Annotated in this window: 14 protein-coding genes; 8 read left to right on the top strand and 6 right to left on the bottom strand. The window is 63.6% G+C overall.

The window, feature by feature from the left end; genetic code table 11:
- Positions 1-17: 17 nt before the first annotated feature.
- Both D7325_RS04395 and elbB read right to left on the bottom strand, forming a co-directional pair.
- Positions 18-488 (bottom strand): thioesterase family protein, encoded by a 471-nt coding sequence (locus D7325_RS04395; RefSeq protein ID WP_120994318.1) that lies wholly within the window; start codon positions 486-488, stop codon positions 18-20.
- A gap of 106 nt (positions 489-594) precedes the next feature.
- A complete protein-coding gene (gene elbB / locus D7325_RS04390) occupies positions 595-1,254 on the bottom strand; it encodes an isoprenoid biosynthesis glyoxalase ElbB (RefSeq protein ID WP_120994317.1) in 660 nt (219 codons plus the stop codon).
- Positions 1,255-1,536: 282 nt separating this feature from the next.
- Here elbB and hemB point away from each other — a divergent pair, with 282 nt between their 5' ends.
- Together hemB and ppk1 are read left to right on the top strand one after the other, a co-directional pair.
- Positions 1,537-2,550: a porphobilinogen synthase gene (gene hemB / locus D7325_RS04385; protein WP_120994316.1), complete on the top strand. Its 1,014-nt coding sequence runs from the start codon at positions 1,537-1,539 to the stop codon at positions 2,548-2,550.
- An 18-nt stretch (positions 2,551-2,568) separates the two neighbouring features.
- The gene (gene ppk1 / locus D7325_RS04380; protein WP_120994315.1) at positions 2,569-4,776 is read left to right on the top strand and encodes a polyphosphate kinase 1; all 2,208 of its coding nucleotides are present in this window, start codon (positions 2,569-2,571) and stop codon (positions 4,774-4,776) included.
- A 12-nt stretch (positions 4,777-4,788) separates the two neighbouring features.
- On the opposite strand, the gene ppx is transcribed toward ppk1, so the two are convergent.
- Positions 4,789-6,291 (bottom strand): exopolyphosphatase, encoded by a 1,503-nt coding sequence (gene ppx, locus D7325_RS04375; RefSeq protein WP_120994314.1) that lies wholly within the window; start codon positions 6,289-6,291, stop codon positions 4,789-4,791.
- A 242-nt stretch (positions 6,292-6,533) separates the two neighbouring features.
- Here ppx and trxA point away from each other — a divergent pair, with 242 nt between their 5' ends.
- From trxA to D7325_RS04355, 4 genes are all read left to right on the top strand, one after another.
- A complete protein-coding gene (trxA, locus tag D7325_RS04370) occupies positions 6,534-6,860 on the top strand; it encodes a thioredoxin TrxA (RefSeq protein ID WP_120994635.1) in 327 nt (108 codons plus the stop codon).
- Positions 6,861-7,083: 223 nt separating this feature from the next.
- Positions 7,084-8,343 carry a transcription termination factor Rho gene (gene rho, locus D7325_RS04365; RefSeq protein WP_120994313.1) on the top strand — a complete coding sequence of 420 codons (1,260 nt, stop codon included), beginning with the start codon at positions 7,084-7,086 and terminating at the stop codon, positions 8,341-8,343.
- A gap of 112 nt (positions 8,344-8,455) precedes the next feature.
- Complete coding sequence (gene ubiD / locus D7325_RS04360; protein ID WP_120994312.1) at positions 8,456-9,922, top strand: 4-hydroxy-3-polyprenylbenzoate decarboxylase; 1,467 nt, start codon at positions 8,456-8,458, stop codon at positions 9,920-9,922.
- 51 nt (positions 9,923-9,973) lie between these two features.
- Complete coding sequence (locus D7325_RS04355) at positions 9,974-10,939, top strand: CDP-6-deoxy-delta-3,4-glucoseen reductase (protein WP_120994311.1); 966 nt, start codon at positions 9,974-9,976, stop codon at positions 10,937-10,939.
- A 152-nt stretch (positions 10,940-11,091) separates the two neighbouring features.
- On the opposite strand, the gene D7325_RS04350 is transcribed toward D7325_RS04355, so the two are convergent.
- Positions 11,092-12,069: an NADPH:quinone oxidoreductase family protein gene (locus D7325_RS04350; RefSeq protein WP_120994310.1), complete on the bottom strand. Its 978-nt coding sequence runs from the start codon at positions 12,067-12,069 to the stop codon at positions 11,092-11,094.
- 174 nt (positions 12,070-12,243) lie between these two features.
- On the opposite strand from D7325_RS04350, the gene D7325_RS04345 reads away from it, so the two are divergent.
- Positions 12,244-12,651, top strand: coding sequence for a flagellar basal body-associated protein FliL (locus D7325_RS04345; protein ID WP_120994309.1), 408 nt, complete (start codon positions 12,244-12,246; stop codon positions 12,649-12,651).
- A gap of 80 nt (positions 12,652-12,731) precedes the next feature.
- Here the strand turns inward: D7325_RS04345 and D7325_RS04340 are convergent, their stop codons facing one another.
- Positions 12,732-13,199, bottom strand: a complete 468-nt coding sequence (locus tag D7325_RS04340; RefSeq protein WP_120994308.1) for an EVE domain-containing protein — start codon at positions 13,197-13,199, stop codon at positions 12,732-12,734.
- Between the two features lie 189 nt (positions 13,200-13,388).
- Here D7325_RS04340 and D7325_RS19355 point away from each other — a divergent pair, with 189 nt between their 5' ends.
- Positions 13,389-13,523, top strand: a complete 135-nt coding sequence (locus D7325_RS19355) for a hypothetical protein (protein WP_281273488.1) — start codon at positions 13,389-13,391, stop codon at positions 13,521-13,523.
- On the opposite strand, the gene D7325_RS04335 is transcribed toward D7325_RS19355, so the two are convergent.
- On the bottom strand, positions 13,508-14,137 hold the full coding sequence (locus D7325_RS04335; protein ID WP_120994307.1) for a 5-formyltetrahydrofolate cyclo-ligase: 630 nt from the start codon (positions 14,135-14,137) through the stop codon (positions 13,508-13,510). The genes D7325_RS19355 and D7325_RS04335 overlap by 16 nt on opposite strands.

The raw sequence follows: 14,137 nt of genomic DNA, 5'->3' as shown, positions 1-14,137 counted from the left end.
GCCTGCCCGGCTACCGTTCATCCGCAGAGGTAGGTGCCGGTACCGGCGGCGACCAGCACCTGATGCTCGTTGTGCAATTCGGAACGCACCACCGCCACCTTGTTGCCCGAGCGCAGCAGCACCGCGCTGGCGGAGAAGCGCTCGCCGCGGCCGGGTCGCAGGTAGTCGATTCGCAGGTCGATGGTGCCGAGGCGGGAGAGTTTGGCCATGCGCTCCGGCGTGCTCAGGTGTCGATGGCGCTCGAAGGCACCGACCAGCGCCATGGCGCCGCCGGCGACGTCCAGCAGTGAAGCGATCACGCCGCCATGCAGGATGCCCTGCACGAAATTGCCGATCAGCTCGGGTTTCATCGGCAGGTGCATCACCACGCGCTCGCGCGAGACTTCGTCCAGTTCGATGCCGAGCGAGCGATTGAAGGGGATGCGCTCGAAGAACTGGCGCACGGCCAGGCGTTCTTCTTCAGGTAGCGGGTTGTCGTGCTGGGACATGGGTCGCTCCGCCAGTGGGGAGTCGCACGCTGCCGCAACGCGCCCCGGCCGGCCAGGGGCCTGGCCGGAGCGACCGGATGATTGGCCTGATCGGCCTGCGGACCGGTCAGTGCGTCAGTTCGAGGACGCGATCGACCAGCTTGTAGATGCCGGAGGCTGCATCGCTGATCGATTGGGCGAGCATGTAGGCCGGTGTCGTCACCAGCTTGTGGGTGGTGTCTTCGACGATCTCGGTGACTTCGCAGGGCTCGTGGGTCGCGCCCATTTCGCGAACCGCGCCGGCTGCTTCGGCGTCATCGCTGCCGAGCGTGACCGTCACGCCCTGGCCGAAGATCTGCACCGCCATCGTCGGTGCGATGCACATCAGGCCGATCGGCTTGCCGGCCTTGGCGAAGGCCTGCGCGACCTCCAGCACCTGCGGCTCGACGCTGCACTGGGCGCCGCGAACGGCGAAATTGCAGAGGTTCTTCGCGGCGCCGAACCCGCCGGGCACGATCAGCGCATCGAAGTCTTCGGCGCGGGCTTCGCGCAAATCCTTGATGTTGCCGCGTGCCAGGCGAGCGGCTTCGACCAGCACGTTGCGGGTTTCCGGCATCTCGTCGCCGGTCAGGTGATTGATGACGTGCATCTGCGCAATGTTGGGTGCGAAGCACTGCACCTTGGCGCCGCGCTGGTCGAGGCGCAGCAGGGTGATGACGCTTTCGTAGATCTCCGAACCGTCGTAGACGCCACTGCCGGCGAGGATCACGGCGACGTTTCTGTTCATGAAGGTACTCCTGGTGTTAGGGGCGCGGTCGCGCGGCTGCCCCCATGCTAAAGGCCGCTGGGGCGGAAAAGTAAGCCCTGGATGTCTCTATGATCCGCTTCGCCGCGCGGTGTTCAGCCGGGCGCCGGCAGATTCTCCGCGGACTGACCAAAGCACTGGCGGCGCGGATTGAGGCTGGCACAATGTGGCGGCCCGCCGTAAAGCTGTTCCGCTGTCATCAGTCGGTCATCTGGACGGCCTATAACTGTCACATTCGCCCGCCTGCCGGGCCTGGAGTTCGCCGTGAGTTTCGCTTCCGCCAGCCGACTGTTCCCCGCCACCCGCCTGCGTCGCAACCGTCGCGACGACTTTTCCCGCCGGCTGGTGCGAGAGACGACTCTGACGGTCGACGACCTGATCCTGCCGGTCTTCGTGCTCGAAGGTGAGAACCGTCGCGAAGCGGTGGCGTCGATGCCCGGCGTCGAGCGGCTGTCGATCGACCTGCTGCTGGCCGAGGCCGAGGAGCTGGTCGCGCTGGGCATTCCGGCGGTGGCGCTGTTCCCGGTGACGCCGGTCGAGAAGAAGTCGCTCGACGGTGCCGAGGCCTGGAACCCGGACGGGCTGGCACAGCGCGCCATTCGCGCCCTGCGTGAGCGTTTCCCGGAACTGGGCGTGATCGCCGACGTGGCGCTCGATCCGTTCACCACCCACGGCCAGGACGGCATTCTCGACGAGCATGGCTACGTGCAGAACGACGTGACCGTCGATGCGCTGGTGCGCCAGGCCTTGTCGCATGCCGAGGCGGGCGCCCAGGTGGTTGCGCCGTCGGACATGATGGACGGCCGCATCCAGGCCATCCGTGAAGCGCTCGAGGTCGCCGATCACAGCAACGTGCGCATCATGGCCTACTCGGCCAAGTACTCCAGCGCCTACTACGGCCCGTTCCGCGATGCGGTCGGCTCGGCAGCCAACCTCGGCAAGAGCAACAAGCACACCTATCAGATGGATCCGGCCAACGCGAACGAGGCGTTGCACGAAGTTGCCGCCGATCTGTCAGAAGGCGCCGATATGGTGATGGTCAAGCCGGGCATGCCGTACCTCGACATTCTCTGGCGCGTAAAGGAAGGTTTCGGCGTGCCGACCTTCGTCTACCAGGTCAGCGGTGAATACGCGATGCACATGGCGGCCATCGAGAACGGCTGGCTCGGCGAGGCGGTGATCCTCGAATCGCTGACTGCATTCAAGCGCGCCGGGGCGGACGGCATCCTCACCTATTTCGCCAAGCGTGCGGCTCAACAACTGAAACAGGGGCGCTGACGCCCCCGAGGCATGGACATGAACCAAGGACTCAGCGAGACGGAATTGCGCGAAACGACGAACCCGCCGGAGCCGTCGACAGAAGCGGTCGTCGAGACTGCACCTGTCGCGGAGCCGACGCCCGAGCCGCCACCGCCGCCACCCGCCCCGGTGCCGGGGCTGGATGACAGCAGCCTGTACATCCATCGGGAGCTGTCGCAACTGCAGTTCAACATCCGAGTGCTGGAGCAGGCGCTCGATGAGTCCTACCCGCTGCTGGAGCGCTTGAAGTTTCTGCTGATCTTTTCCAGCAACCTCGACGAGTTCTACGAAATTCGGGTGGCGGGCCTGAAGAAGCAGGTCAACTTCGCCCGCGAACAGGCCGGGCCGGACGGTCTGCAACCGCACCAGGCGCTGGCGCGCATCGGCGACATGGTGCACGAGCAGGTCAACCGCCAGTACGCGATCCTCAACGACATCCTGCTGCCGGAGCTGGCCAAGCATCAGATCACCTTCATTCGCCGTCGCTTCTGGACGACGAAGCTCAAGGCCTGGGTGCGGCGGTTCTTCCGCGACGAAATCACCCCCATCATCACGCCCATCGGGCTCGACCCGACGCACCCGTTCCCGCTGCTGGTGAACAAGAGCCTGAATTTCATCGTCGAGCTCGAGGGCGTCGATGCCTTCGGTCGCGATTCGGGCCTGGCGATCATCCCGGCGCCGCGTTCGTTGCCGCGGGTCATTCGCGTGCCGGAAGAGGTCGGCGGGCCTGGCGACAATTTCGTCTTTCTCTCCTCGATGATCCATGCGCATGCCGACGATCTGTTCCAGGGGATGAAGGTCAAGGGCTGCTATCAGTTCCGCCTGACCCGCAACGCCGACCTGTCGGTCGATGCGGAGGATGTCGATGACCTGGCCCGCGCGCTGCGAGGCGAGTTGTTCTCACGCCGCTATGGCGATGCCGTGCGACTGGAAGTGGCCGACAACTGCCCCAAGCCACTGGCCGATTTCCTGTTGCGCCAGTTCAACCTGACCGAGGGCGAGCTGTTCCGCGTCAGTGGTCCGGTCAACCTGACGCGGCTGTTCAGCGTCACCGGGCTGGACAGCCATCCCGAGCTGCAATACGAGCCGTTCACTCCGACCATTCCCAAGGCGCTCCAGGACAGCGAGAGCCTGTTCAGCGTGGTCGGCAAGCAGGACATCATCCTGCTGCACCCTTTCGAGTCGTTCACGCCGGTCGTCGACATGCTGCGCCAAGCCGCCAAGGACCCGTGCGTGCTGGCGGTGAAGCAGACGCTGTACCGCTCCGGAGCGAACTCCGAAATCGTCGATGCGCTGGTCGATGCGGCGCGCGCGGGCAAGGAGGTGACGGTGGTCATCGAGTTGCGGGCCCGCTTCGACGAGGAATCCAACCTGCAACTGGCCAGCCGTCTCCAGCAGGCCGGTGCCGTGGTCATCTACGGCGTGGTCGGCTTCAAGACCCACGCCAAGATGATGCTCATCCTGCGTCGCGAGAACGGTGAGCTGGTGCGTTACGCCCACCTGGGCACCGGCAACTACCATGCCGGCAATGCGCGGCTGTATACCGACTACAGTCTGCTGACCTCCGACGATGCCCTGTGCGAGGACGTCTCCAAGCTGTTCAGCCAGCTGATCGGCATGGGCAAGACCTTGCGCATGAAGAAGCTGATGCACGCGCCGTTCACGCTGCGCAAGGGCATCCTCGACATGATCGCGCGCGAAACCCAGCACGCGGTCGAAGGCCGGCCGGCCCATGTCATGGCCAAGGTCAACTCGCTGACCGACCCGCGCATCATCAAGGCGCTCTACAAGGCCAGTCAGGCCGGCGTGAAGATCGATCTGGTGGTGCGAGGCATGTGCTGCCTGCGTCCGGGCGTGGCGGGGGTGTCGCACAATATCCAGGTGCGCTCGATCGTGGGCCGCTTCCTCGAACACAGCCGGGTGTACTACTTCTTCAACGGCGGCGATGAAAAGCTCTACCTCTCCAGCGCGGACTGGATGGAGCGAAACCTGGATCGGCGCGTGGAAACCTGCTTCCCGGTCGAAGGCAAGAAGCTCATCTCGCGGGTGAAGAAGGAGCTGGAGTCCTACATGAGCGACAACACCCAGAGCTGGAGCCTGCAGCCGGACGGCAGCTACGTGCGCCTCGCGCCCAGTGGTAACCAGAATTCTCGCAACGCCCAGAACGCCATGCTCGAACGCCTGAGCAATCCGATCGCCCGATGAGCTCGCCCGGCCTCAGCGAACGCTGAGGTCAAAGTCGATGCGCTTGAGCCACTCCGCCTCCTGGGCGAAGTCTGCGCTGGTCAGGGGGTTGCGCTCCATCCAGCCTTCCGGGAATTCGATGTGCAGGCTGTTCTCGCCGGCCTTCAGGCGTACCGCAGGCGCTTCCTGCGGGCCGCGGATGTGGTGGAACAGGATGGCGAAGCGTAGCAGTACGCACAGCCGCGTCAGGCGGGCGCCGTCGTCGCTCAGCTCTTCGAACTTGTGGCGCGGGATGTTGCGTCGATGGCCGCGGATAAGCAGCGCGAGCTGCTGCTGGTCCTGACGCGAAAAGCCCGGAAGGTCCGAGTGTTCGATCAGGTAGGCGCCGTGCTTGTGATAGTGGTAGTGCGCGATGTCCAGCCCGATCTCATGCACGCGGGCGGCCCAGCCCAGCAGTTCGCGATGACGCTCGGGATCCAGATCCCAGTCGGCGGCGACCTGGTCGAAGGCCTCCAGTGCCTTGGTCTCGACCCGCGCCGCCTGCTCGAGGTCGACGTGATAGCGCTCCACCAGCGCGTTCAGGGTGCGCTCGCGTACGTCTTCATGGTGGTGCCGGCCGAGCAGGTCATAGAGAACGCCTTCTCGCAGCGCGCCTTCGGAGTGCGTCATGTCGCTCAGTTCGAGCGCGTCGAAGATGGCCTCCAGAATCGCCAGCCCTGCCGGGAAGATCGCCCGCCGGTCCGGCTTGACACCGTCCAGGTCGATCTTCTCGACATCGCCGAGCTTGAACAGCTTGTGCTTGAGCCAGGTCAGCCCCTCACGGTTGACTTCGCCATTGCCATAACCGGCACCCTTGATCGCCAGGCCGACGGCGCGGATGGTGCCCGAGGCGCCGATCGCCTGCTGCCAGCCGAGCCTTCGCAGGCCATGTTCGATGCTCATCAGTTCCAGCCGCGCGGCGGTGTAAGCCTTGGCGTGGCTGCCCGGTGTGATCTTGCCGTCGCGGAAGAAGCGCTGTGTGAAGCTCACGCACCCCATCTGCAGGCTCTCGCGAAGCTGCGACTCGAAATGCTGGCCGATGATGAACTCGGTACTGCCGCCACCGATGTCGACCACCAGACGCCGACCGTCCATTCCGGGGAAGGTATGGGAGACGCCCAGGTAGATGAGCCGCGCTTCTTCTCGCCCCGAGATCACCTCGACCTTGTGGTTGAGGATGCGCTCGGCGCGCCGAATGAATTCCTGCCGGTTGCGGGCCTCCCGCAGGGCGTTGGTGCCGACTACACGCACCGCGCCTTCGGGCAGGTGGTTGACCATCTGCGCGAACCGTCCGAGGCAGTCGAGGCCTCGCTGGATGGCCGCTTCGCTCAGCTGACGGTCCTCATCGATACCGGCGGCGAGCTGAACCTTTTCACCGAGGCGCTCGAGAATGCGCGGCTCGCCATTGCTGGTCCGTGCCACGACCATGTGAAAGCTGTTCGATCCCAGGTCTATGGCCGCGATGAGGGGCGCCTGCTCGGCGGACGGTTGAAGCATGGGCTGATCTCGAAGAAAAACCGGGACATCCTACACGATAGACGGCCTCGGCCAATTGAGGCCGGCAGCGGGCAGCGCTCGCTGACCGTTCGACGGGCCGTGTGAACGGCCGATGACGATCGCTGGGTCATAGCTTGTGACCCTGAGGATCATTGATTAGCTCAATCGACGTCGGCTTCCGGTTATCAAAGAGCCGGGCTATGATGGCCGACACTTTTTTGGTTCCGATTCTGGAGAGATTCATGAGCGAATACATCACCAAAGTCAGCGATACCAGTTTCGAGCAGGATGTTCTCCAGGCCGAAGGCCCGGTGCTTGTCGACTATTGGGCCGAGTGGTGCGGCCCGTGCAAGATGATCGCACCCGTGCTCGATGAGATTGCCAAGGACTATCAGGGCAAACTGAAGGTCTGCAAACTCAACATCGACGAGAATCAGGAAACGCCGCCGAAGTATGGCGTCCGCGGTATCCCGACGCTGATGCTGTTCAAGAACGGCAACGTCGAAGCCACCAAGGTCGGCGCATTGTCCAAATCCCAGCTCGCCGCGTTCCTCGACAGCAACATCTGACGCTGCTCGGTGTTGAACCCCGCTTCAAGCGGGGTTTTTCATTTTCGGGGTGGACGCTCCGTTTCCCCGGTGCTAGATTCCGACTGCGGCTCATTCTTCAGCCGCCCTCTGCATGCCGTCGCCGACGCACTTCTCCCGACTAAACGTCCAGCGAACCCCGTTCGCCTCCTGCTGCGCGGCTTCTCAAGCTCAACGCTTGCTCATTCCTTCCTGACATCTGTTTATGAATCTGACCGAACTCAAGCAAAAGCCCATTACCGAACTGCTAGAAATGGCCGAGCAGATGGGCATCGAAAACATGGCCCGTTCGCGTAAGCAGGACGTGATTTTCTCGTTGCTGAAGAAACACGCGAAGAGCGGTGAAGAGATTTCCGGCGATGGCGTCCTGGAAATCCTGCAGGACGGCTTCGGTTTTCTTCGCTCGGCGGATTCGTCCTACCTGGCGGGGCCGGACGATATCTACGTCTCGCCAAGCCAGATTCGGCGCTTCAACCTGCGCACTGGCGACACCATCGTCGGCAAGATCCGTCCGCCGAAGGAAGGCGAGCGGTACTTCGCGTTGCTCAAGGTCGACACCATCAATTTCGATCGCCCTGAAAACGCGAAGAACAAGATCCTGTTCGAGAACCTCACGCCGCTGTTCCCGAACAAGCGTCTGACGATGGAGGCCGGCAACGGCTCCACCGAAGACCTGACCGGTCGTGTGATCGACCTCTGCGCACCGATCGGCAAAGGTCAGCGTGGCTTGATCGTCGCGCCGCCGAAAGCGGGCAAGACCCTGATGCTGCAGAACATCGCCAGCAACATCACCCGCAACAATCCGGAATGCCACCTGATCGTCCTGCTGATCGACGAGCGCCCGGAAGAAGTGACCGAAATGCAGCGCACGGTGCGCGGCGAAGTCGTCGCTTCCACCTTCGACGAGCCGCCGACCCGCCACGTGCAGGTCGCCGAGATGGTGATCGAGAAGGCCAAGCGCCTGGTCGAACACAAGAAGGACGTAGTCATCCTGCTCGATTCCATCACCCGTCTGGCACGCGCGTACAACACGGTGATCCCGAGTTCCGGCAAGGTGCTGACCGGTGGTGTCGATGCCCATGCGCTGGAGAAGCCCAAGCGTTTCTTCGGTGCTGCGCGGAACATCGAGGAAGGCGGCAGCCTGACGATTCTGGCGACAGCGCTGGTGGAAACCGGTTCGAAGATGGACGAGGTCATCTACGAAGAATTCAAGGGCACCGGCAACCTCGAACTCCAGCTGGAGCGCAAGATCGCGGAGAAGCGGGTGTTCCCGGCGATCAACATCAACCGCTCCGGTACGCGTCGTGAAGAGCTGCTGACCAGTGACGAAGAGCTTCAGCGCATCTGGATCCTGCGCAAGCTGTTGCACCCGATGGATGAAATCGCTGCCATCGAGTTCCTGCTGGATCGGATGAAGGACACCAAGACCAATGAGGAATTCTTCCAGTCGATGAAGCGCAAGTAAGCGCTCGATCGGAAGCGAAGGCCGGGGAAACCCGGCCTTTTCGTATCCGCTTCGTTGGGGCGGGCGGTCGGCACGGCTACACTGGCGCATCCCCGGGTATTCAGGATGGTTTATGCGATACCGAGACCTGCGTGACTTCATCGGTGAGCTCGAAAAACGCGGCGAGCTGAAACGCATCGGCGTGCCCGTATCGCCGCGGCTGGAAATGACCGAGATCTGCGACCGGACCCTGCGCCAGGAGGGGCCGGCGCTGCTGTTCGAAAAACCGTCCGGCTACGACATCCCGGTGCTCGGCAACCTGTTCGGCACCCCGCGGCGCGTAGCGCTCGGAATGGGGGCCGAAGACGTCGGCCAACTGCGTGAAATCGGGCGCCTGCTGGCCTTTCTCAAGGAGCCCGAGCCACCGAAGGGGCTGAAGGACGCCTGGAGCAAGCTGCCGATCTATCGAAATGCCATCAACATGGCGCCCAAGGTGCTCCGGGACGCGCCGTGCCAGGAGGTGGTCGAGGAGGGTGACGAGGTCGATCTGCATCGCCTGCCAATTCAGCATTGCTGGCCGGGCGACGTAGCGCCGCTGATCACCTGGGGCCTGACGATCACCAAGGGGCCGAACAAGGAGCGCCAGAACCTCGGGATCTACCGCCAGCAATTGCTTGGGCGCAACAAGCTGATCATGCGCTGGCTGAGTCATCGCGGCGGCGCGCTGGACTATCGCGAGTGGTGCCAGCGCTACCCGGATCGCCCCTATCCGGTTGCCGTGGCGCTGGGCGCCGATCCGGCAACCATTCTGGGCGCGGTGACGCCGGTCCCCGACGCGCTGTCCGAATATGCCTTCGCCGGCTTGCTGCGCGGCCATCGCACGGAGCTGATCAAGGCGCGCGGCAGCGACCTGCAGGTGCCGGCCAGCGCCGAAATCATCCTGGAAGGGGTGATCCATCCGGGCGAGACGGCCGACGAAGGCCCTTACGGGGATCACACCGGCTACTACAACGAGGTCGATCGTTTCCCGGTGTTCACGGTCGAGCGGATCACGCGCCGGCGCGAGCCGATCTACCACAGCACCTATACCGGCCGTCCACCGGATGAGCCCGCGGTACTGGGCGTGGCGCTGAACGAGGTGTTCGTTCCGATCCTGCAGAAGCAGTTTCCGGAGATCGTCGACTTCTACCTGCCGCCCGAGGGTTGCTCCTATCGCATGGCCGTGGTCACGATGAAGAAGCAGTACCCCGGCCATGCCAAGCGGGTGATGCTGGGTGTGTGGAGCTTCCTGCGACAGTTCATGTACACCAAGTTCGTGATCGTGACGGACGACGACATCGATGCGCGCAACTGGAACGATGTGATCTGGGCCATCACCACGCGCATGGATCCCAAGCGCGACACGGTGATGATCGATAACACGCCGATCGATTACCTCGATTTCGCATCGCCGGTCTCGGGCCTCGGCTCGAAGATGGGCCTTGATGCGACCCATAAATGGCCAGGCGAGACCAGTCGTGAGTGGGGGCGGGCGATCGTTCAGGATGAGGCGATCAAGCGTCGGGTGGATGAACTCTGGTCCCAGCTGGGTATCGACTGATTGACTCGCTGTCCGACCGGACCTTGCGGCTGAACGATTAGAAGTAGAACGATGAAAGTGACCTTGCAACCTTCCGGGGCGACCCTGGAGGTCGGTGCCGGAGAGCGAATCCTGGATGCCGCTCGCCGCGCGGGCTTCGATTGCCCGCACAGTTGCCGCAACGGTAACTGCCATGTATGCGCGGCGCTGCTGGTGGAGGGGCGCGTGCGACAGGCGGGGACGGTGCGTGACCATGGCGAATGCCTGACCTGTCTGGCCGAGCCGCTGGACGACTGCGTCTTGCACTGGGATGGCGCACTGGCGCCGGGCACCTTGCCGGTGCGAGAGCTCGTCTGCCAGCTGCTGTCGTGCGAACCGGCCGGTGGCCAGGTGTTCCGGATTCGCCTGCGCCTGCCGGCTGGCAAACCGGTGTCTTATCACGCCGGGCAATACCTGCTGTTGCAACGCCCGGACGGCGAGTTTTCGGCGTTCTCGATCGCTTCGGCGCCCGAATGCGGGCGTGAGCTGGAGCTGCATGTGCTGGCGCGCGATGCGAGCAGTCTGGCGCTCATCGAACATCTGCAGGCCGAGCCGCTCGCTCGGGTGAGGTTGCCGTTCGGCGACACCCATCTGGCCGATCTGCCTGAAGGTCCGCTGGTGCTCATCGCAGCGGGCACCGGTATGGCACAGATGCAGAGCCTGATCGATCACTGTCGCATCGCCGGTTTCGCCCATCCGGTGCATCTGTACTGGGGAGTGCGCCACCCGGATGAGTTCTATGAGTTACCGCACTGGAGCGCCTGGGAGCAGCAGCCGAATCTGCACCTGCATCGTGTCGTGAGCGAGGTGTGCGGCTGGCAGGGACGTTGCGGCCTGTTGTACCAGGCGGTGCTGGAGGACTTCGCCGAGTTGGGATCGCTACGCGTCTACGCCAGCGGCTCGCCGGCAATGGTCTACGGCACGCTGGATGCGCTGGTCGAGGCTGGCATGGATGCGCACCAGATGCGCGCCGATGTGTTCGCCTATGCGCCGCGGTAGTAAAGGTCGGCGCCAGAGGCGGTAGATCCGATGGAGTGCGGCTTGGCGTTGCGTGGGCTCTGCTTGCGCGCATGGGCAGCACGCAAGCTTCGCCAAAATGTCGCAGGCACTCATCGGCGGGGCGATGAGAAGGCTGTCCAGCCTCCAGCCGCTTATCGCACCTTCACCACGACCTTGCCGACGGCCTTGCGTTGACCAAGGTGAGCGATAGCCTCGGCGGCGCGTTCCAGCGGGAAGGTCTGTGATACGAGCGGCTTGAGCTTGCCTTCGCCATACCAGCTGAACAGCTGCTGGAAGTTGGCCAGGTTGTCCTGCGGCTGGCGCTGCGCGAACGAGCCCCAGAACACGCCGACGAGCGAGGCACCCTTCAGCAAGGGCAGGTTGGCTGGCAGCGACGGTATTCCCCCGGCGGCGAACCCGACGACCAGCATGCGGCCATTCCAGGCGATGCTGCGGAACGCCTCCTCGAAGAACGGGCCGCCCACCGGATCGTAGATCACATCGACGCCCTGGCCATTGGTCAGCGTCTTGAGCTGCTCCTTCAGGCTGCCTTCGGTGTAGTTGATCAGGTCATCCGCCCCGGCGGCGCGGGCCACGTCGAGCTTTTCCCGAGTGGAAGCTGCCGCAATGACGCGGGCACCCATCGCCTTGCCGATTTCCACGGCGGCGAGTCCGACCCCGCCAGAGGCACCGAGCACCAGCAGGGTTTCACCGGCTTGCAGGTTCGCCCGCTGCTTGAGTGCATGCATCGAGGTGCCATAGGTCATGCTGAATGCCGCTGCGGCTTCGAAGCCCATGTCGGCCGGAATGGGCAGCACGCCGTGCGCCGGCATGGCGACCTGTTCGGCAAAGCCGCCCCAGCCGGTCAGGCCCATCACCCGGTCGCCGGGCTTCAGGTGAGTGACTTTCTCGCCAACCTCGAGAACGACGCCGGCCGCCTCGCCGCCGGGCGAGAAGGGGAAGGGTGGCTTGAATTGGTACTTCCCTTCGATGATCAGCGTGTCCGGGAAGTTGACGCCCGCCGCATGAACTTGCAGCAGGACTTCGTTCTTCTTCGGCGTCGGGTTCGCTACTTCTTCGAATGTCAGGGTTTCTGGCGGCCCGAAGGCCTTGCATAGTACCGCTTTCATCGTCGCTCCTTTCCTGAATGGGCTGGCCGGACATTCCGGTGACGAGGCAGTCTAGGGTGGCCGGCGCCGGTGCGAACACGAGCATGTCCCGGCCTGATGGCGATGTATAACTCATGACTTGGGCACCGCGGCCGCACTGGCTATGCTAACGGGCCTGCTTTCGAGGAACTCGACGTGTATCGGATCGCAACGCTCCTGCTGGCCCTGCTGTTGAGCCTATCGGCTTTTGCCGAGGCGCCCGAAGAGGGCGATGAGGCGGTCATCAAGCCCACCTATTACAGCCTTGTGCCGGCGCTCGTCGGCAACTACGGCACTGGCGAACGACTGAAGTACTACAAGGCCGATATCTCGCTGAAGGTCATGGGGCCTGAAGCGGAGGCCAAGGTGGAGCACCATGAGCCGCTGATCCGCAACCAGCTGATCATGCTCTTCTCTCAGCAGACGGACGACACGCTGGCCACGGTCGAAGCCAAGGAGGCTCTGCGTCAGGAGGCCTTGAAACAGGTCCGGCAGGTTTTGGAGCAGGAGGAAGGGCAACCGCTGGTCGAAGACCTGCTGTTCAACAACCTCATTCTCCAATGACCGATGCGAGGTCATTGATCCGCGCCTGATGCCTGGCGGTATCGGTCGCGTGCAAGGCGTGGCCCTGTTCGGTCAGGTGTTCAATCGGGCAGGCGCTCGTTCGCGATACGCAGGATGGTCGCCCATTCGTCCGGGGCGACCGGCATGACGGACAAGCGGCTGCCCTTTTGGACGAGCGCAAGCCCGGTCAGTCCCGCGTCGGTCTTGAGCGTGGTCAGCGGCAGCACTCGTTCGAAGGTTGCCACATGCTCGACATCGACGGCGCTCCAGGGGTTGCGCTCGGCGCTCGCCTTCGCGTCGAAATAGGGGCTGTCCGGGGCCAAGGCCATCGGATCGGCGTACGCTTCGGCGACGACCCGGCCGATGCCGGCGACGCCAGGGATTGCGCAGCTCGAGTGATAAAAGAAGAACAGGTCGCCGATCTTCATTTCGCGCAGGTAATTGCGCGCCTGAAAATTACGCACGCCGTCCCAGCGCGCGGAGGCGTTCGACGCCAGGTCTTGGATCGAGAACTCGTCGGGTTCGGATTTCATCAGCCAGTACGGCATGGTCTTTGCTCTACGCTGAAGTGTTACGGAGACGAGGGTCAGGTATCTCCGACAGCCGGCGTCCCGTGCGATTGCGCACGGTCGAGGCTTGGACGAAAATGCCCTCGTTTGAAAATTGGCGCCATCGGAACGCTCTTCCAGAGAAGAAGACGCACGGTGGCTTCGCTACGCGGGGGAGGCGAGCGCTAGGTGAAACGCAAACCGGATATTTTGTGGGTGTTGGTCGTCCTGTTCAGCCTGGGCGTGGTTACCACGGGTTACACCCAGAGTTTGCTCGATCGCCAGGGTGAAGTAACAACGCCGGTCGTTCACCCGCAGCGCTGACCATTCACTCCCTTGCCCTGATACCAGCGTCGATCGCTGATGGTCGCGTGCACGGGTACGTCCCACGGCTCAAGCGGGATGCGATCGACTTTCTGACATTCGTGCGCGACGCCCAGCAGCGTCGGTTTATGACGATTTTTGCGCCTGGCTAGAAAGGCCAGGCTGCGATCATAGAAGCCCCCTCCCATTCCCAGCCGTCCGCCCTGCTCGTCGAAGCCGACCAGCGGCATGATCAGCATGTCCAGTGCCCACACCGGTCGATGACCCTTGGCGGTGCGAGCGGGTTCGGCGATGCCGAAGCGGTTGCGGATCAGGCGTTCGTTCGGTCTGACGCGCTGGAATTTCATGCGCGTGCGAGGCCACGGCTGCAGGCTGGGCAGGTAGGTGGCCTTGCCGCGCCGTTGAGCCTCGCGCATTAGCAGGCGCGGATCGATTTCACCGTCATTGGGAAGGTAGAGCGCGATATGGCGAGCGCGGCGAAACAGCGGATGTTGCGCCAACTGCCGATAGAGCCGCCTGGCGGCCTGGTGCTGCTCGTGTGGCTTCAGGGCGCGACGCTTCTGGCGGAGCTCGCGCCGGAGCTGGCGACGAGTCATGCCGGCGGATCGAATCAA

This window comes from Stutzerimonas urumqiensis (genome assembly GCF_003640395.1).
GTDB classification, from domain to species: Bacteria; Pseudomonadota; Gammaproteobacteria; order Pseudomonadales; family Pseudomonadaceae; genus Stutzerimonas; species Stutzerimonas urumqiensis.
This window is presented reverse-complemented; position numbering and strand designations above follow the sequence as displayed.